Genomic DNA, 19846 nt, shown 5'->3' on the forward strand with positions numbered 1-19846 from the left:
GGTCATCGAACGCCTGCCCAGCGGGTGCTATACATGGAAGTACAAATGTCGCGCTCACATCCTGTGATCACGACATTTGTACATGCGCTTCACCTGCTGCAAGCAATTCAAAACCATGAAGGTCAACTCTACCATCTGCGAAGTAAAAATCAACACAGCCAGATACTCTACCAACACTAATTCAGCCACATGTTGAACCACAAAAATGCCAATACCTTCATTCGGAGATCTGCTTATTTTTCTGCTCTTAGTCTGCCCTTAGGTATTGAAGTTGATTATCTAAATTTTTTTAAAGATAAACTTCGGCTTACCTTTCTCTAATCAATTTTTTAACTGAATCTATCTCGCAAACTGGTCAATGAATTAAATCACTTCTTTTGGTTTATGCGCTTGATATTTTGTGTTTTTTTGTTGAGTGTTGTCGTCATTTTGTTCTCTTTGGGCTGTCATGATTTTCGATGCAACTGGATGCAACTGGATGCAACTGTTTGTTGTTGAATAATTGAATATAATTTATTGGTGGTTATATCAGGCTAGGGAACGGTAACGGGTTCATTTGACGTTACGTAAAATATCTTGTTGTATCAGATTTTCGGAGTATCTTAGTCAAAGACTATAAAGCGTTTATCGGTACTAAATGACACCGTCGATAGCTCTCTATGTTCTCCACGATGCATGGTACCGGTAGTTTAAAACCAGGAAGGTTAAAAGGAGACATCTAGTATGAAACGATTTTTGGTCAACATAGCTTCACTGACGCTGTTGTTAAGTAGCTCTGCCCTCTTTGCGCAGAATGAAAGCGAGGTGACCCTATTTACTAACGTCAATGTATTCGATGGCGTTCATGAAAATCTGATTCAGAACGCCAATGTTGTCGTCACAGGCAACCGGATCACCGAGATATCTACAGAGCCTCTCGCCGTCGCTGGCGGTAAAGTTATTGATGGTGGTGGCCGTACCCTGATGCCAGGGCTTACCGATGCTCACTTTCACATCATGCATGCCCATATTGCTAGTCGGCAAATTCTTGTCAATGACCTTGGTTATTTGACTCTCGCGGGGGCCGAAGCCGCTGAAGCAACGCTAATGCGGGGCTTCACAACGGTTCGCGATCTTGGTGGCCCGGTTTTTGGTATCAAGAAAATGATTGATGAGGGCAGATATCTAGGGCCTAGAATATACGCTTCTGGCGCTTATATATCTCAAACTTCCGGTCATGGCGATATGCGTTTTCCGACGTCGATACCAAGAAAAGAGGGCAGAGAACTTCTTGATGCAGAAATTATGGCATGGACCAGTATTGCTGACGGAGTCCCTCAAGTGCAAAGACGGGTACGTGAGAACCTAATGAGAGGCGCAACTCAGATTAAGGTTATGGCGGGTGGTGGCGTCGCTTCGTTTAGTGACCCTCTGGATGTAATGCAATATACCTATGAAGAAATGAAGGCCGCTGTGGATACCGCAGCAACGTGGAATACTTATGTCACCGTGCATGCTTATTCCGATAATGCGGTTCGAGGTGCCTTGGAAGCTGGGGTTCAGTGTATCGATCACGGCCAGATGATGACCGAAGCCACGGCAAAACTGATTAAGAAAAAAGATGCCTGGCTGAGTTTGCAGCCTCTACTCAATGATGAAGATAGAATTGTCTTCCCAGAGGGCTCTTTCGAACAACAAAAAATGTTAGCAATGACCTCTGGCACAGAGAAGGCTTACGATTTGGCCAAAAAGTATGATCTTAAAGTTGCCTTTGGTACAGATTTGCAAAACGGCCCTGAGATTGCCGCTAAACAGGGTAAAGCACTGACTAAGCTAACAAGATGGTATGAACCATGGGAAGTGTTGAAAATGGCAACCAGTACCAATTATAAGTTGTTCAAAATGTCAGGCCCTAGAGATCCATACCCTGGTGAAAATGGTGTGATCAAGAAAGGCGCTTTGGCTGATATCCTTTTGGTCGATGGTAACCCGCTAAAGGACATCAAGCTGATTGCCGATCCTGAGAAGAACTTTGTCGTCATCATGAAAGACGGAAAAATCTACAAAAACACACTCAATTAATTGGTGTTAGCACCATGCCCTGTCGTAAAACTGCTCGTCATCGGTGGAGTTATGGCAGGGCTTTGTACTGTTAATAGATTGGACGCTGAGTTGAATATCTTAAGTATGTAGGCACATACAAAACCTTGTTGTTTGCATCGAGCGAAGTGCACACTTGTGGTTGTTTCTATCTTGCTAGTTTAGAAAAGTCGCTTGCAGGTTTTATCCAAAAATGTTCCAAATATTTTGCGGCACTCCCTACGTCCGTGTAGGTTAGCGGTTTTCGTTAAGCGATCAGGGATGACGTCATAGCATCACCAAGCCATATCTGCGCATAAGCGAGCCACAGGCGATTAACAGCAGCGAAGGTAAAAACTTCAAATCATTGGCGTATCGCTGTAATGCACCTGCTGCAAGCAACTCAATACAATGAAGTCATGGTTGCAAACCATTAAATTCCCTCTGAGCTGGTCAGAAGCTCAATCACATTACAAATACACACTAGGTAAAACTAGATTCTTCACTCCTCGCTGTGACAGCTTCGCGGCGAGCCGCTGGATATCGGCTTCATGACAGTTTGGCCAGTGGTTCGCTTCGCCTATGACGCCATGGTGGTGAAAGGCGTTGAGTTTAATGCGTACCGTTTCGGGTAACTTGTTTAGATACTGAGACAGAGCATCTATTTCTTGGTCGAAATCGCTGATGCTGGGGATATGCAGTAGGCGTACTTCGTACAGCTTTTCATGCTGGGCTAATAGGGTCAGCGACTGAAATACCCTGTGGTTATCGCGGCCGGTGATGTAGTGATGGGTCTCTTGCTGCCAAGCTTTTAAATCCACCATAGCGCCGTCGAGATAGGGCAATAGTTTGCGCCAACCTGTCTCGCTTAAGCTGCCGTTAGTGTCGAGCATGCAGCTAAGATGGCCAAGTTGTGGACTGGCTTTGATTGCTTTAAATAACGCGATAACAAACGGCAGTTGCAAGCTGGCTTCACCGCCGCTAATCGTGATGCCGTTGATAAAGGGTTGGTTAGTGCGGATCTGAGCCAGTAGTTGTTCGACACTGTATTGCTGGGTTTTTGGGTTAGATTGTTTAGTGCAAGCGGACAAACACTTGTCGCAATGACTGCATAGTTCGCGACTCCATACAATGCGTGGTTTCATGCCCCTTTTGTTCACCTGATTTAAGCTTAAGCTATCAAAGGCGAGCGCAGCCTGTGGGCAGGCGGGAATACAGTCACCGCAATGATCGCAAAGGGTGATGGTGTGGGGGTTATGACAGTTCTTACAAGTGTAATTACACCCTTGCAAAAAGATCACCTGTCGACTTCCCGGTCCATCGACACAGGAGAAGGGCAAGATCTGGCTGACATTGGCCAATGGACTTGCCGATACTCGGTTTATGCTAGTTTCGCTCACGGCTCTTTTGCTCACGGTTTTTTACTCACAGCTGTTTTATTAAAAATAGTGTGGCGTGAGTTCATGGGCGGCGACTCTGGGCTGACGCTTAAGTATGCCGGTATTTTGCGCCGCTTCTGCGCCAAGCCCTGTGGTGTTGGTGCGCGAGCCTTGCAGCTTAAAGGTGGCTATGTCCGAGAGTTTTATCATGTAACCCGTGACACGAATTAAGTCATTAGAGGCGACATTGGCGCTGAACTCGCGAAAGCCTAAGTTAAATGCGCCCTTGCATAGCTGCAGCATGGCCTCGGGGTTTTGCTTGACGGTGGCATCGATAGTAAGGATGTCGCTGATCCCAGAGGTGTAGTATTGATGGTGCGGCGCTAACGCTTGAATATGCGCCACAGGATTGGGCTCTGTGCCATAGGGAATCCGCACGCCCGGGGTTACATCAATATCTAAGCTAATGCCGCTTTGAGAATGCAGCAGGGCGCGATCGTTATAACCGTAAGTCACTGGAGTCGATTTGACGATGGCATTTAAGGCCTTCGATATGCGGTAGCCTAACTGATTGGCGCTGTCGTGATGGCCGTAATTCTTGCTCGGTTTGTTGCTCATTTGCTCAGATATGGGCGCATTGCCGAGTAGAATATCCACCGCCTCGGCCATACCGTAGATGCCAAACATAGGCGCGAAACGTGACGGTTCAATTAAGCCCTCTTTTACCAAGAAACTGTCGAAAAAATGCGATTCTTGATGAAGAAATTTAGCGCGGGCTTCGATCAGCTCATAGGCGAGGGCGCAGTAGCTTGGCAGGGTATGTTCAAAGAAGTCGTCGATGCTAGTCGTCCGACTGGCTAACTGTTTTAGATTAATCCGGACTAAGGTATTGGCGCCGCCGGCAAGTGGTAGCGCGTTATAACAACTGACAATGCCGAATCCTTTTGCGTCAAAGGCGCTCGCGTGCATTGGGTAGTTAGCGATATGGGGCTTATTACATTCACAAATATTGCTGGCCGCTATCTGCAACAGATCATCGGGGGTGGTGGTTGGATCATACATAAAGGTCAAGTTAGGTACGACTTGTTTCAACTCGGCATCTATCTTCAGAATGGTACGGCAAACGATATTATCCCTCGGGCCGATATTGACGTGCACAAAGGCGTCGGGCAGGGTGCGATCTAGCATGATCCACAAGTTTTTAAGCTTGCGGTATAAGGTTTGTTCATCAATCCCCTCAACGTAGGGCATTAAGAGTTCATCGAGCTGGCCCAGATATACTGGCATGTTGGTGACTGACGGTACATGGTGATAGAGAATGACCAGTGCATTGATTGCTTCATCTAAATCTGTCGCGGCGGCTAGCTCTAAGTGGCTTGAGCCTTGGCGTAAGAACTTCGCATAATCTGGCAATACATAACGTGGCTTAAAGGGGGCGTGACCCTCAAACATGTCGCAAATAATCCCCGCTTGCATGGCCTCTGTTACCGCATCGGAAATGGTTACATAGGGCAGGCTTGCTTCAGCCTCTAAGGCCAAATAGGCCGATTTCTGTTTAGGAGAAAGATGCGGGTCGCTAACAATGCTGGCTAGTTTATCGATAACGGTCATGATGGTATCCACAATAATATTATGGGTATAAATTTACTTGGTTAGTGGATGAGCGAAAAGTGAAAAACCGCTAATGGCGCGTTTCCAATCTGGAAATCCGCTGGGCGATATCTTAGTTTCTGCTAAAGGTGAGATCTGGGTAGGCGTGGTAGCCATTTATCCAACCCCGCCCCCGTTTATTACTGCAACAGCTAGGGCAAATCACTAGGGATACACCACAACCCGAGGCTTGTGAAAGTGAATTAGCGCTGAGGGGGAACGCGAGTATTGTCGCTACCTTTCATCGACTTAATGGCAACGTCAGCCAGTGTGCCAAGTATTAGGGTATTCGTCGTAATCCCCTGTAGCGTAAACTTAAGTTGATTGGGCTTAAACTCTAAGCCGAATGTCACTATGTGTGTGATGCATGCTTAATATGCAAAATGTGCAGTATATTCATAGCGTTTTTTACACTATGCTTTGGGTCTATTTGAAACATAAGGAGGCGCCATGTTTAACGCACTCGTATTGACCCAGCATGATAAGCAAACCCAAGCAGAAGTTCGTCAATTATCCCTAGCGGATCTACCTGAAGGCGATGTACTGGTTGATGTTAGCTATTCATCACTAAACTATAAAGATGGTCTTGCGGTGACAGGGCTTGGCAAAATCATCCGTCAGTTTCCTATGGTACCCGGGATCGATTTTGCTGGCGTGGTGAGCGAGTCAGCCGATCCTCGTTACAAGGTGGGTGATGAGGTGATCCTCACGGGTTGGGGCGTGGGCGAAAATCATTGGGGCGGTATGGCGCAAAAGGCAAGAGTCAAAGCCGATTGGTTAGTCCCTATGCCAAAAGGTTGTGATGCAGCTAAGGCGATGATGATCGGCACTGCAGGTTTAACCGCCATGTTATGTGTGCAAGCGCTGCAACAAGCAGGTGTTGCGCCTGACGCTGGCGATATTTTAGTGACAGGTGCGAGCGGCGGTGTAGGCTCGGTGGCAGTGACCTTACTTGCGCAACTGGGTTATCGCGTGGTGGCAAGCTCGGGTCGGGTCGAAGCTAACGGCGAGCTACTTAAGCAGCTTGGTGCCAGCGACGTTATCGATAGAGGTGAACTCGAACAAGAGGGTCGTCCACTGGATAAGCAGCGCTGGGCGGGGGTTGTTGATACCGTGGGTAACAAGGTGCTTGCCAATGCGCTGTCACAGATTAACTATGGTGGCAGTGCTGCTATTTGTGGTTTAGCGGGTGGTTTTGCGTTGCCAACCACGGTCATGCCATTTATTCTGCGGGGCGTAAATCTGCTCGGTGTTGACTCAGTGTCTTGTCCCTATGAGAAACGAATGAGTGCTTGGGAGCAAGTGATTAGCTTGTTGCCTGATAGTTTCTATGAGCAAGCTTGTCAAACCGTCTCCTTGGAAGCTGTACCAGAATACGCTGCCAATATCGTAAAAGGTAAGGTCACTGGGCGTATTTTGGTTAAGGTTTAACTTCAACCTTTTAAATCGAGCGTCTTAGCTTAAACCTTCTAAGTAGAGCGCTAATTCTAGAACTGACTGAAGTGAATAAAAGTGGCTGAGATAGCCACTTTTTTGTGGGGGCAATTAAGTCCGTTGAAGTTGGCAAAGATACCCTTGTGGCGGCCCTGAGTCCTGTCTGCACTCAAGGTTGAAAATATCTGTCGCCAACTTAGTCGGATCTGCAGACCTATTATCAATTTAGCTACGCGATGGGCCAGCTAATGGGGCATTCGGACAAGCGAATTCCCAGCAAACAAAAATTTACTGATTGGCTATTACAGTTACATGCGCAAACTGCTATTTCGGCAGCTTGATGCTGACCAATAAACCGTGAGGTGTTGCATTGGTTGCGGTTATTTGTCCCTTATGAGCGTCGACAGCAGCTTTAGCAATGGCCAAGCCTAATCCCCAGCCGCCTGACTCTCTTTCCCTCGCAGATTGTGGTCGATAGAAGGGATCAAATATGGCTTTGAGATCGGCTTCTAATGCTATACCCGGACCATCATCGATGATCTCAATCAGTACATGATCGTTAAACGGTGCAGCTTTGATGCTGATCTGTTTATGAGCATAATGAATCGCATTTCGGAGTAAGTTCTCTATCGCCCTAGATAAGGGGCGCGGGGTGATTGGCAGGGTCAACTGCTCATCAATATCTATCAGTAGCTGTTTATTCTGCTGCTCGGCTTCAAACTCTGCATCGTCTAATACTTGGCCTAAGGTTTCACTGAGCGATAAACTGTGTTTGTTTTCGTGCCGGTTTAGCTTGGCCCGTGATAGTTCCAATAGTTCGGCTATCATGGCCTCAAGTTGTTGTGCTTCATAGCCAATTCGCTCGAGTTCCGTGGATTCTTGGCCTTTTTTACGCGCGAGTGCTAATGCCAATTGCAGGCGCGTTAGTGGCGTCCTAAGTTCATGGGATATGTCGCTAATAAGCCGTTGTTGGCTATTGACCATAGACTCGATAGCGTCGGCCATGGCATTAAATGCCACGGCTAGTTGGCCTATTTCATCGTGACGTGCTGTGGTGTATTTGTCGGCGCGATGACTTAAATCGCCTCTTGCTACGGCTTCGACGCTGTGCTTGAGCGCCCTAAGTGGTTTACCTAGATGCCATGCCAAAATAGCGCATAGTAGCCCAGATAGTATGATAGCCAGAATCAAGGTCATTATGATGTTGTCGATGAAAAAGAAGAACCAAGGCCTAGGGTGCATTTCGGCTAATCGACCATACAGGCTGTACTTGTTGCCATTGACCGTAAATTCATGGGGGCCAAACAGGATCTCATCTTTAAATTGATGACTTATCGGTTGGCCAGCTTCTTCCGCCAACAGCATAAAGCGCCGCATCGCTCTTGAAACTCTGTCGGTATTGACCACTTGTCCTTGCTCGTCAACCAGATAAAAGCGTACAGGTTTATGCCCCATCTCTCTAAATCGATGCCATCGCTGTGGACGACGAGAATCGAGCTGTGCCGGTTCTTGTTCGATGCGTTTAGCGACGCGTTCGAGTAGAGCCTCTAGGTGAGGGGGGATCTTGGTTTGGTCGTGCTTTTGTTGGATTAAAGGCAATAGACCGACGATGGCGATAATTAGGCTGCTACATAGCCAGAAGCTGAGTAGCAGTTTGATAAATATGCGATTGGGTAGACTGCTGAATTTCATTAAGTTAACCAGATATAACCTTTGCCACGCAGGGTTTTAACCCTTGGGCGGCCGTCGGTTCGTTCGGGTAGTTTTTTGCGTAAATTAGACAGATGCATATCTAAGCTTCGGTCAAATGGCATCAATTTTTTACCGAGCACCTTTTCGCTTAAGCAGTCTTTACTTAGTACTTCACCGCTATGTTGGATCATGTAATTGAGTAAACCAAACTCGGTACCCGTTAAGATTAATAGTTGATCCTGACAGATCACTTCTTGGCGACTTGGGTCAAGCTTAATGTCGGAGAATTCGATGGTGGTGGGTTGTGTCTCATCAACGTGTTGACCTGTGCGGCGAATAATGGCTTTCATACGTGCAACCAGTTCACGGTCATTGAATGGCTTAGGCAAATAATCGTCTGCGCCAATTTCGAGACCGACGACTCTGTCTATTTCGTCACCACGAGCCGTTAACATCAATACTGGCGTTTGTTTTTTACTGCGAAGGGCCTTAAGTACCTCAAAGCCATTTAATTGGGGGAGCATGACATCTAATAAAATCAGATCAAACTCTTGCTCTAAAGCGAGGCTGAGGCCAGATTGCCCATCATGAGCTAAGGTTAAATTGAATCCTTCCAGTTCCAGTAATTGCGCAAGCAATTCGGCTAGCCCTAGGTCATCATCGATTAACAGTATTTGATTCATGGTGTGCCTTAACTTTAAGTGCTTATGACTATTTTATCCAACAATATGCATAGGCTTGCCTTAGAGAGACAAGTCTTTTTAAGACGGTTTGGACATGTAATTGTTTGAGTATACCTGTTTCGATGTCAATTGCAGTCTACCAATGTAAGTCTGTGTAAAGTCGTGGTTTTGATCCGATTAAAGATCACTTTACATTAACTTTACAGACGTTTACCTAGCAAACACCCTCCATTACGTTGTGCCGCGTACACTGAATACCAAGGCTCATCCAGAGCTAATTGTTCGCTACCACTCGAAACCAGCGTAAGAGGCAAATTATGAATAAGTTTACTTTAAAATCAGGGTTACTGGCTTTTGTTACAACCGCAGCATTAATGGCGCCAATGGTTTATGCCGGTAATGGTCATTATGGAACTGGTGAAGGCCGTGGTGATTGCTTCGCATCTCGACAAGATATGCGTGGCGACCATCGAGGTTATCATGATCACATGCGTAAGATGTTTCGTGGACTCAATTTAACCGATCAGCAGCGCACCGATATCAAGGTGTTAATGCAACAACACCGAGATGCGATGCAAGATAAACGCCCGTCAAGTGATGTGCGTCAGGCTCATCAAGAGCAGATGTTAACCTTGGTGACCGCTGATTCGTTTAATGAAGCTGATGCAATAGCCTTTATGGAAGCCAGGCAAGCACAACGCCAGCAGGGCGCTATCGAAATGATGAAAGTACAAAGAGAGATTTATCAGTTGCTCACACCTGCGCAGCAAGCTCAGTTTAAAGAGAACTTTGCTAAGCGTGGTATTCGTAAAGGAGATCGCCCATAAGGTTGAACTGAGTTACACTTGGGTCATATTTCTTCCCCTACTTTAATCAGTAGTAATATGACCTTATGAAAGACACTTCCCAATACGATTTTTGGGTGAAATTGGCTAGTCGTGCATCTGTTGCGACAGCGCTCACCCTTATAGTCATCAAACTGGCGGCTTGGATGTATTCAGGTTCCGCCAGTATGTTGGCCTCCCTTACCGATTCGTTTGCCGATGCTCTCGCATCTATCGTGAATTTTATTGCCATACGTTACGCCATTGTTCCAGCAGATCAGGATCATCGCTATGGGCATGGCAAAGCTGAACCATTGGCATCCTTGGCGCAATCGGCATTTATTATGGGCTCGGCATTTTTGTTGCTGTTTCATGGTGGCGATAGATTGCTTAATCCAGCGCCTGTGAATCATGCATCACTGGGGATGGTGGTCTCTGTGATCGCCATCGTGCTGACTTTTGCTTTGGTGATGTTACAAAAACGAGCGCTAGTCGCTACATCCAGTACTGTTGTGGAAGCGGATTCACTGCATTATAAATCGGATTTACTGCTCAATGCCGCCGTGCTTTTAGCGCTATTCTTATCCCAATATGGTTGGGTGTGGGCCGATGGTTTGTTTGCAATATTGATCGCGCTATTTATTGGCAAACAGGCTTTAGAGCTAGGGTATCGTTCTGCACAGTCGCTATTGGATCGCGAGTTAGATGCCGATACTAAGCTGAAGATAGTTCAGGCGTTGGAGAAGGATCCTCGCATCAATGGTTTTCATGATTTACGTACACGCGAGTCGGGTAAAACCACCTTCGTTCAGTGTCATTTAGAGCTAGATGGAAAGTTAAGTTTAGATGAAGCTCATACGATTGCCGATGCGGCAGAGGCTAGGGTTAGGGCGCTATTTGATGATGTTGAAGTGCTTATTCATCAAGATCCTATCTAGCGAAAACTCGAGGCGACCGCCATTGAATATATAAGATGATTCAATGTATTTAGTTAATGTTATAGATCCGCTTGGGAGTATTCTTTAAGCGGATTTTTTTATTCTGCACATGAGGTTTTAGGCAGAATTATTTTACTGCCTATTTTTCTCCGCTTCTCCTAAAATTAATTCTTCTATAGAGGAATTTGTAATGGCTGAAGCAAAAAATCGTGTCGGGCGTCCTAGTGGGGATACGCAGAATCGAGAAAAGCTGATTGTTGCCGCGAGAACGCTATTTGTAGAACGTGATTACGCGCAAGTGACGATTCGAGATATTGCGGCTTTAGCGGGTACAGATCCTGGATTGATACGTTACTACTTTGGCTCGAAAGAGAGTTTGTTTTCCACCATGATTCGCGAGACCGCATTGCCTGTCATCGAGCAGTTGTATAGCGTGAAACGTAATACCTTGCCTACGAGTCCTGGCGATCTATTGCAGACCTATTATCAGGTGATGTCTAAGCATCCTCATTTTCCCCGGCTGATGTTTCGTATTGCCGGATTAGATCAAAGCCTGCCGAAGAATCAAGAGATCGCTCGAGTGTTTTATGATGTGGTAAGGTCAGATAATATTTTGATTTTTAAAAAATTAAAGAACAATGGCATGTTGCGTGATGACGTTGATGCTCAATGTGCGCAGTTGAGCTTTTTTGCCATGATGATCTTTCCTTTTTTGGTTCCCGATAACGTACTCAACTTATTAGGGATTGAACTGAATCCAGAATTTTTGCAGCAGCTTGCCACCCAAAATACTCAGCTGTTACACCGAGGAATAATGAAACAACAGGGCAGTCGTGATGAATACTAAAAAGCGCTTAATTTTACCAGGTATTGCGGTTGGTTTACTTATACTTATTTTAGCGGTTGTACTAAAACCTTCGCCTATCCTAGCGCCTGGGTATGATAAGGCCGTAGCGGTCGACGTATTGCCATTGACCATGAGTGAAATATCGCCTCAGATTGAAGCCTTTGGGCGTGTGGAGCCTAAACATGTGTGGCAAGCTGTAGCCGAAGTTGGCGGGAAAGTGGTTTATCGTCACCCACAACTTGAGACGGGACGTTTATTGTCTAAAGATACCTTAGTGCTAGCGATCGATCCGTTAGAGTATCAGCTAAAACTGGCTCAAGCCGAAGCAAGCCTAAATGCAACACAGGCGCAAATCACTCGACTTGATCAGCAAGAACGTAATCTCAATACCAGCTTAAAAATTGAAAAGCAAAAATTAGCATTAGCTGAACAAGAGTATCAACGCAAGCTGACGTTAAAGAAGCGCGATCTGGTATCCAGTTCGGAATTAGAGAACCAAAAACAATCCTTATTAGCTCAAACTAAGTTAGTTGAAGACCTGCAAAGCTCATTAAATTTGTTACCAGATGATCGAAAGGTAAGCTTAGCTCAAGAAAATGTTGATAAGGCCCTATTGCAAGACGCTGAACGCCGCTTGTTACAAACCAAAGTGGTGTTACCTTTTGACGCAAGGATCTCTAACGTCAACATCGAACAGGACCAAGTGGTGGGTAGCGGCTCTGTGATGTTAGTGGCGCATCAGTTGGGAACGGCAGAGGTTAAAGCCGAGCTGTCTGTACAAGATATGCGAACACTCGTGAGCAGTTTTTTGAGTGACACTCAACCCTTAAGCATGCCCTCAATTGAACGGTTTGATATCCAAGCTGAAGTGGTTTTTCAAAGTGGTGGTAATCGTTTTAGCTGGCCGGCAAAAGTCACTAGAGTGTCAGATACCGTTAATCTTAATCAGGGGACGATTGGGGTTTATCTTGAGGTTGAGCAAGATTTTCACCAGTTAGATCTCCTTACACGCCCGCCTTTAACTAAAGGGATGTTTGTCAGCGCCATTCTTTATGGCCAGTCGAGGTCGCAATTTGTGATCCCTGAAAGAGCACTCCATGGTCGCGATGTCTACCTTATGGATAAGGACAACCGATTAGTGATTAAGCCAGTCGAAGTGCTATATCGTCATCAGCAAAGGGTTGCAATCTCCGGTGATTTTGCCCAAGGGGATGTGGTGGTCCTCAATGATCTTATTCCTGCGATCGCTGGGATGTCATTGAAACTTGTTAACGGTAACTTGCAGCGAAATAGTGCTTCTGGGGAGCCTCAGAAAGGAGATACAGGGTGGGAAGCAGACCAGTGATAGCCTATATTACTCGCCATCCAACCTTAGCCAATTTGTTGATGCTAACGTTTTTGCTGTTAGGTTTGCTGCATATAGGGACGATAAAACGTGAAACCTTTCCCGAGTTTTCGCCTCCTTATGTGGTTGCTAGCGTTGTCTATCCCGGTGCATCTCCGGTAGAAGTCGAGGAGAGTATCTGTTTGCGGATGGAGGATGCCGTCGACGGTTTAGCGAATATCGAAGAAGTAAAATGTGATGCCCAAGAGGGTATCGCTTCTATGAGACTAAAGCTTGAAGCTAATGCCGACCTTGGGCGTTTATTGGTAGATGTACAGACCCAAATTAACGCCATTCAAAACTTTCCCACTCAGATCGAGCCTCCAGTGGTCAAAGAACTCGACTGGGCCGAGCCTGTAGTGGATGTCGCCATTGTCGCCGATACCAGTTGGCCGCATCTTAAACATTATGCCGAAGATTTTAAGCGTCGTTTGAAGATCGATGCAGGGGTTAATTTAGTCACCATAGCGGGCTTTTCGGATCATCAATTGCGCATCGAACTCAATCAGGTGGATATGCGGCGATTGGGCTTAACTGCGGCTGAAATCGCCGATAAAGTGGGTCGTCAAAATGTAAAGATGCCCGCAGGGAATATCGAGCTTAAAGATAAAAATATATTGCTGCGATTCGATGAGCGAAAGGTTACTCCTGCAGCGCTATCGACCACCATTGTCGCCTCCAATCCCGATGGTAGCGTGGTTCGTCTCGGTGATATTGCGATCATAACCGACGGCTTTGAACTAGATGAAGAACATATTCAGTTTAATGGCAAAAATGCAGCATTAATCAAGGTGCAAAAAAACAAAGCCGATGATGCATTGCGTATCAAGGCGCGAGTTACCGAATTTGTCGAGCAGGAACAAGCTCGGGCGCCGGACGGCATTAGTCTTACTATGACTAATGATCTCTCATCCATACTGCAAGATCGTTTGTCTATGATGCTGAAAAATGGCTGGCAAGGGATTATCTTAGTCTTTTTCAGTATGTGGCTCTTTTTCTCGCTGCGTTACTCATTTTGGGTGTCGGCAGGTCTTCCGGTCGCTTTTCTCGGTGGCCTCTATTTGATGAGCCTTTTTGGGGTTTCTATTAACCTGATGAGTCTGGTGGGGTTGCTGATGGCTATCGGTATTATGATGGATGATGCCATTGTCATTGCCGAATCGATTGCCTCCCATGTAGATCGCGGCTTTACTCCTAGCGAGTCGGTTGTAAAAGGCGTCAGCAAGGTTGCACCAGGGGTGGTGTCATCCTTTTTGACGACGGTGCTGATTTTTAGTGCGCTGCTAGGACTCGATGGCCAGATGGGGGCAGTGTTGTCGGCGATCCCAACCGTGTTGATCATGGTGTTGACCATTAGCTTATTCGAGGCGTTTTTGATTTTGCCTAATCATTTGAACCACTCCTTGTCTCATGCAGGTAAAGATAGGCAGCCATTTGAGTTTAAACGTAAATTTTTATTGAAGTTTGAGCAGTTTAGGAATGACCAGCTGGTTAGAATGGTAACCTTTCTCGTGCGCTGGCGTTATGTCAGTGTCGGCGCAACATTAGGTGTGCTGTTAGCTTCGATAGCCTTGGTTGCCGGGGGCGCTCTGAAATTTGTTCCGTTTCCTGAACTTGATGGTGACATTGCCGAGGCGAGAATAATTTTACCACCAGGTTCATCATTGAGCCTGACTAAAGGTGTGGTCGATAAGCTGATTGCCAGTGCTAAGCGAGTTGGAGCCAAATATAGCCAAGAGGTTGAGGATGATAATCAGCTAATTGAAGATATCACGGCTCAATACAACTTTAATGCCGATGCTGGGGAGAAGGGGCCTCATGTCGCCACGGTCAGATTAGACTTACTGTCGGCTGAGATCCGTAACACTCTCATCGATGACTTTATCGATGATTGGCGTGAAGATACTGGTGAGCTGGCTACGCCTCTATCTTTGGTGTTTAAGCAGCCAACGATGGGGCCTGCTGGGCGTGATATCGAAGTTCGTCTGCAAGGTGATGATTTAGATATGCTAAAAGCAGCATCGGTGTCGCTGCAATCTTATATTGGTCAGTTTGATGGGATCAGTGGCATATTGGATGATATGCGTCCCGGTAAAGAGGAGATCAAAGTCAGTTTGCGTCCCGGTGCTGAAAGCTTTGGTATTGATGGTCAGCTGGTGGCCGCTCAATTGCGTAGCGCCTTTTTTGGACAGTTAGCCGATGAGGTGCAAGTTGGTCCTGAAAATATTGAAATTGAAGTACGCTTAAACAAGTTGCAAGCTGGCGATCTCCAAGCCTTGGCTAACTTTCCTATTATGCTTAATGATGGCAGCCAGTTACCTTTGTCGGCTATTGCAATACTGGAAGACCAGCGATCCTATGTGCGAATCCAGCGCATCAATAGCCTGCGCACAGTAACTGTGATGGCCGATGTCGATAATCGCCGAGCCAATGCTAACGAAACGTTAGCTAAGGTTAAAAGTGAATGGCTGGTGAAGATTAAGCATCGCTATCCCGAACTGCGGGTGGATTTCGAAGGTTCAGCCAAAGAGACGGCCAAAACCGCAAGCTCTATGGGCAAAGGTTTTATCTTTGGGCTATTTGGATTGTTTGCCATCTTAAGCTTTCAATTTAGAAGTTATCTAGAGCCTACTGTGGTGATGTTAGCTATTCCATTGGCTTTAATTGGTGTGTTGTGGGGTCACTTCCTATTGGGTTATAACCTGTCGATGCCATCGATAATGGGCTTTATTTCGCTGGCAGGGATTGTGGTGAACGATTCGATATTACTGGTGCAATATATTCGTCATCATGTGGATGAGGGGGATAGTGTCCACCAAGCGGTGGTTAGCGCTAGTCGTGAGCGTTTTCGTGCGGTATTTCTCACCTCGTTAACCACGGCTGCAGGGCTGTTACCGCTACTGCTCGAAACCAGCTTACAGGCACAGGTGGTTCAGCCCCTGGTTGTTTCGATCGTGTTTGGTATTTTTGCATCAACGATATTGGTGCTATTCATCATCCCTTGTGCGTATGCCATCTTGGCCGACTTTGGCAGGATACATAAACACCAAGAGATATAGACGAATAATTTGCTCGGCGAGTCTTATTCGATATGGGGGTAAGCCAATAAAAACACGCTAAGTCGATCACTTTCTGATACTGATGTGTATCAGTACTAGGCTAAATCAATCGGTCACTGTGACGATTGAACTTGCTGACTGACCTTGAGTAGAGCTTCTGCTGCAGGAGTTAAAGGTAGATCTTTTCGCCAGATTAATGCCAAATCCCAAGTGAGATTGGGCTCCATAGGTATAAATACCAATTTGTTGTTGCTCAATTTATCGCTGATGGGCTCGGGTAATATCGCCACTCCCATTTGCGCTTCAACCATGGTGCCTAAGAAGTCCCATTGGCCGCTTCGAAAGGCGATATTAAGTTGCACTCCAGCTTTGGCGCTTAGGCGAGTAATGAGCTTGGCTAGTGAGAAATCTTCGTTGTAAAGAATGAAAGGGTAGGCTGCAAAATCTTGCCAAGTGATCGAGGTTTTGTTCGTCAGTTCGTGTCCCTCTGGAAGACAGGCAAGTAAGGGATAGCGCGTCAGTGCTTGATTGGCTAATTCGGTGTCGTGGGTGGTTGGCAGTGCAGTAAAGGCGATATCTAGGCTGTTATTGAGTAACGCTTGTTCACAGCCAAATCCTCCATATTCATACATTTGCAGTTCGATACCTGGATAGCGTTGCCTAAACTCTGTCAGCAAACCAATGATCAGGCTGCTCATCATCGGACAAACACCGAGACGGAGTCGGCCAGATTTAAGGCCACTTAAGTTGTTTAAGTCTTCCTGTAATCTATGCCATTGACCCAAAATTTCTCGTGCACTATGTTCCAGCAGAACTCCCGCCTGAGTTAACTCCACTTTTTGATTGTTGCGGTTTAGCAGTTGCTGCCCAAGACTTTCTTCGAGTCGCTGGATGATCTTGCTTAACGTAGGTTGAGTGATAAAGCACTTTTCGGCTGCACGAGTGAAGTTAGCACTGTCAACTAACACGAGATAATACTGCAAGGTTTTGATTGGTATGTTCATTCTTAAATGGCATCTATGGTATGGAATGTATTCATTTTACCAATGATGCTAATAAGAATACTTTAAGCTGGCTAACAGAAAAGGGGAAAGTTATGAAGCAAGGTCAACGTTTATGGGTCGGTGCCTTATGGGAAGCCGCTATGCCAGTTGAAAATGAACAGCAGAGTGCTGCAAAGCAATCAAGTCAATCTAAAGCCGATGCGATGCCATCAAGTGCTAAACAGTGACATAATAACCCAGCGTAAGCTGGGTTATTTATTCTCTTACTAAGCTGGGTTTTGGTTAGTCGATCTCTAACTCTTTAAGTTTTCTCGTCAGAGTATTACGTCCCCATCCTAAACGCTTCGCTGCTTCTTGCTTATGGCCATTGGTATGTTTTAGCGCCGTTTCCAGAAGTATGCGTTCAAAAGCGGGCTGAACTTCGGTCAGTAGATCACTTTCGCCTTCGCTGAGACGTCGTTCGATCCATAGGGTTAATGCTTGCTGCCAAGAGCCTGACTCTACCTCAGTCGCACTGTGATTGTTGATCGAAGGGGTGAGCAATTCGGGGGGTAAATCTTGTGGCAATATCTCTTGTCCCGATGCCATTACCATCAACCAGCGACAGGTGTTTTCTAACTGTCTTACGTTACCGGGCCAGGGCAAACTGGCTAAGGTTTCTGCCGTCGCCTTGGTTAAGATCTTTGGCTCGACACTGATCTCTTTTGCTGCCGTCGCTAAGAAATGGCGTGCAAGTTGTGGAATATCCTCACGGCGTTGAGATAATGGTGGCAGGTGCACTCGGATAACATTGAGACGATGGAATAGATCTTCGCGAAACTCCCCTTTACTCACTTGAGCCTCAAGATTTTGATGTGTCGCGGCGATGATGCGAACATCAACTTTAACGGGAAGGTGCCCACCGATACGATAGAATTGTCCATCAGCTAATACGCGCAATAACCTTGTTTGAACGTCCAGTGGCATATCACCAATCTCATCGAGAAATAACGTCCCACCATCTGCTTGCTCAAATCGTCCTTGGCGAACATTTGCCGCTCCGGTAAAGGAGCCTTTTTCGTGGCCAAATAGCTCTGATTCAATCAGCTCTTTTGGGATCGCAGCCATATTGAGAGCGATAAAAGGCTTGTCCCTACGTGGACTATGTTTGTGCAGCGCCCCAGCAACGAGCTCTTTACCGGTTCCCGATTGGCCATTGATCAGCACACTGATAGAGGAACGTGATAGACGGCCAATGGCGCGAAAAACTTCCTGCATCGCTGGCGCTTCACCTATGATCTCAGGGGCCTTGATTTCTGGCTCGGCTTTCTGTTTAGGCGATTGCTCCTTGGCGTGACTAAGAGCGCGTTCGACTAAGCCGATTGCCTCATCGATATCGAATGGCTTAGGTAAGTACTCGAATGCTCCTGCTTGATAAGCGCTCACTGCACTGTCTAAGTCAGAGTGCGCAGTCATGATGATCACGGGTATATGGGGATAGTGCAGCTGGAGTCGTTCCAGCAGGGTTAGTCCATCGGTGCCAGGCATTCTAATATCAGAGATGATCACTTGCGGCTGCGCGAGCTCTAATGCCTGCCAAAGTGACTCTGCTGCAGCGAAACTGGCGCAACTAATCTTGGCGCCTTTAAGGGCTCTTTCTACAACCCAGCGTATAGAGCTATCATCGTCGAGAACCCAAACTTTTTCTGTCATACGCTTACTCTCTTAAGTTGAATACTCATTAATTTCTAATCACCAGCCTAATTTTTAACAGGCAATAAAATGGTAAATTCGGTTTGGCCTATCACAGAGGTGCAATCGATACGTCCTCCATGTAGTCTGGCGAAGTTATGTGCGATAGATAGACCTAGGCCTGATCCTTGCTCACGTCCCGTCACCATAGGGTAAAACAGGGTATCCATGAGTTCAGGTTTGATACCGGGCCCATCATCGATTATCGATAGCGCTAAGGCTAACTTATGCCTCTGAGTGCCTATGGTCACTTGATGTTGAGTACGCGTTCTTATGCGGATCTCACCACCATCTTCCAGCGCTTGAATCGCATTCTGGACAATATTGAGTACGGCCTGCTGTAGTTGTTCTTGATCCATCTCGATATCGGGAATTGATGGGTCATAATCTTGGATTAGGCTGATGTTACTGGGCAAGGTGACTCGCACTAATTTGAGTACCTTTTGGATCACTTCATGGATATTATGGATACTGTGTTGGCTTGGTTTTTGGGGACCAAGTAACCTGTCTACAAGGTTTCGCAGCCTATCTGCCTGCTCGATGATGAGATCGGTAAACTCACGTTGCCCTTCATCTTCCAGCTCTCTCGCTAGCAACTGCGCTGCACCGCGTAAACCGCCGAGTGGATTCTTGATCTCATGGGCGAGATTACGGACTAGGTATTGAGCCGCTTGTTGTTGGGCATCGATGGTGAGTTGCTGCAAGATACGTCGTTGCTGATCGACTTGACGTAATTCTAATAGCCCTTGCTCTTCACCATTGGTTGTTTCTATCGGGGTTAACGTAATATCGACAGTGTGCAGCTGGCCATCGAGTGTCACTATGCTTGCTGCGTTTACCGTTAAGCCTTGATGCTCTCCAATTGCGGTGGTTAACAATTCAGCTTCGACGCTGAGGGATTGGTAACAGTCATTTAAGGTATGTTCTGTGAGTCGGTGGCTACCCAAGCCAAGTAGTTGCTCGGCCGCGCTATTAACATAACGCAGATTGAGATCACCATTGATGACGATTATGGCGGTCACCAAATGGTTGAGCAATGGGTCTGTGTTCATTTACGACTCCCTGAAAATAGCATGCACCATTATGGTGCACCATTATGGTGCATGGTGCAAGCTAACTTCATCGAGCCGGTATGAAATGGTTTGTATGTAACTAACTAAAAA

The 19846-nt window shown here is 46.4% G+C and carries 16 protein-coding genes; 9 read left to right on the forward strand and 7 right to left on the reverse strand.

What is annotated here, in order from left to right; translation table 11 throughout:
* Positions 1–45 precede the first annotated feature (45 nt).
* A complete protein-coding gene (locus tag K0I62_RS19170; protein WP_258405056.1) occupies positions 46–180 on the forward strand; it encodes a hypothetical protein in 135 nt (44 codons plus the stop codon).
* A gap of 543 nt (positions 181–723) precedes the next feature.
* Entirely contained in the window at positions 724–2061 is a 1338-nt protein-coding gene (locus K0I62_RS01180; RefSeq protein WP_220069749.1) for a metal-dependent hydrolase family protein, read from the forward strand.
* Positions 2062–2528: 467 nt separating this feature from the next.
* Here K0I62_RS01180 and K0I62_RS01185 read toward each other — a convergent pair whose 3' ends face one another.
* On the reverse strand, positions 2529–3458 hold the full coding sequence (locus K0I62_RS01185) for a YjjW family glycine radical enzyme activase (RefSeq protein ID WP_258405057.1): 930 nt from the start codon (positions 3456–3458) through the stop codon (positions 2529–2531).
* 39 nt (positions 3459–3497) lie between these two features.
* Positions 3498–5048: a YjjI family glycine radical enzyme gene (locus K0I62_RS01190; protein WP_220069750.1), complete on the reverse strand. Its 1551-nt coding sequence runs from the start codon at positions 5046–5048 to the stop codon at positions 3498–3500.
* Positions 5049–5537: 489 nt separating this feature from the next.
* On the opposite strand from K0I62_RS01190, the gene acuI reads away from it, so the two are divergent.
* On the forward strand, positions 5538–6518 hold the full coding sequence (gene acuI / locus K0I62_RS01195; RefSeq protein WP_220069751.1) for an acrylyl-CoA reductase (NADPH): 981 nt from the start codon (positions 5538–5540) through the stop codon (positions 6516–6518).
* Positions 6519–6845: 327 nt separating this feature from the next.
* Here the strand turns inward: acuI and K0I62_RS01200 are convergent, their stop codons facing one another.
* Both K0I62_RS01200 and K0I62_RS01205 read right to left on the reverse strand, forming a co-directional pair.
* A complete protein-coding gene (locus K0I62_RS01200; RefSeq protein WP_220069752.1) occupies positions 6846–8213 on the reverse strand; it encodes an ATP-binding protein in 1368 nt (455 codons plus the stop codon).
* The gene (locus K0I62_RS01205) at positions 8213–8896 is read right to left on the reverse strand and encodes a response regulator (RefSeq protein ID WP_220069753.1); all 684 of its coding nucleotides are present in this window, start codon (positions 8894–8896) and stop codon (positions 8213–8215) included. The genes K0I62_RS01200 and K0I62_RS01205 overlap by 1 nt, the downstream gene beginning before the upstream one ends.
* 317 nt (positions 8897–9213) lie before the next feature.
* On the opposite strand from K0I62_RS01205, the gene K0I62_RS01210 reads away from it, so the two are divergent.
* The 5 genes from K0I62_RS01210 to K0I62_RS01230 all read left to right on the forward strand — a co-directional run bounded on the left by K0I62_RS01210 (position 9214) and on the right by K0I62_RS01230 (position 15948).
* On the forward strand, positions 9214–9723 hold the full coding sequence (locus K0I62_RS01210; protein WP_220069754.1) for a Spy/CpxP family protein refolding chaperone: 510 nt from the start codon (positions 9214–9216) through the stop codon (positions 9721–9723).
* 65 nt (positions 9724–9788) lie between these two features.
* On the forward strand, positions 9789–10658 hold the full coding sequence (gene fieF / locus K0I62_RS01215; RefSeq protein WP_220069755.1) for a cation efflux pump FieF: 870 nt from the start codon (positions 9789–9791) through the stop codon (positions 10656–10658).
* Between the two features lie 190 nt (positions 10659–10848).
* Positions 10849–11505, forward strand: a complete 657-nt coding sequence (locus K0I62_RS01220; RefSeq protein ID WP_220069756.1) for a TetR/AcrR family transcriptional regulator — start codon at positions 10849–10851, stop codon at positions 11503–11505.
* Positions 11495–12850: an efflux RND transporter periplasmic adaptor subunit gene (locus tag K0I62_RS01225; protein ID WP_220069757.1), complete on the forward strand. Its 1356-nt coding sequence runs from the start codon at positions 11495–11497 to the stop codon at positions 12848–12850. The genes K0I62_RS01220 and K0I62_RS01225 overlap by 11 nt, the downstream gene beginning before the upstream one ends.
* Entirely contained in the window at positions 12847–15948 is a 3102-nt protein-coding gene (locus K0I62_RS01230) for an efflux RND transporter permease subunit (RefSeq protein ID WP_220071240.1), read from the forward strand. Before K0I62_RS01225 ends, K0I62_RS01230 begins: the two co-directional genes overlap by 4 nt.
* Positions 15949–16061: 113 nt before the next feature.
* On the opposite strand, the gene K0I62_RS01235 is transcribed toward K0I62_RS01230, so the two are convergent.
* Positions 16062–16952, reverse strand: coding sequence for a LysR family transcriptional regulator (locus K0I62_RS01235; protein ID WP_220069758.1), 891 nt, complete (start codon positions 16950–16952; stop codon positions 16062–16064).
* A 92-nt stretch (positions 16953–17044) separates the two neighbouring features.
* On the opposite strand from K0I62_RS01235, the gene K0I62_RS19175 reads away from it, so the two are divergent.
* On the forward strand, positions 17045–17179 hold the full coding sequence (locus K0I62_RS19175; protein WP_258405058.1) for a hypothetical protein: 135 nt from the start codon (positions 17045–17047) through the stop codon (positions 17177–17179).
* 55 nt (positions 17180–17234) lie between these two features.
* On the opposite strand, the gene glnG is transcribed toward K0I62_RS19175, so the two are convergent.
* Positions 17235–18644 carry a nitrogen regulation protein NR(I) gene (glnG, locus tag K0I62_RS01240; protein WP_220069759.1) on the reverse strand — a complete coding sequence of 470 codons (1410 nt, stop codon included), beginning with the start codon at positions 18642–18644 and terminating at the stop codon, positions 17235–17237.
* A 47-nt stretch (positions 18645–18691) separates the two neighbouring features.
* Positions 18692–19735, reverse strand: coding sequence for a nitrogen regulation protein NR(II) (gene glnL / locus K0I62_RS01245; RefSeq protein ID WP_220069760.1), 1044 nt, complete (start codon positions 19733–19735; stop codon positions 18692–18694).
* Positions 19736–19846 lie beyond the last annotated feature (111 nt).

The sequence above is a fragment of the Shewanella psychrotolerans genome (genome assembly GCF_019457595.1).
Taxonomy (GTDB): Bacteria; Pseudomonadota; Gammaproteobacteria; order Enterobacterales; family Shewanellaceae; genus Shewanella; species Shewanella psychrotolerans.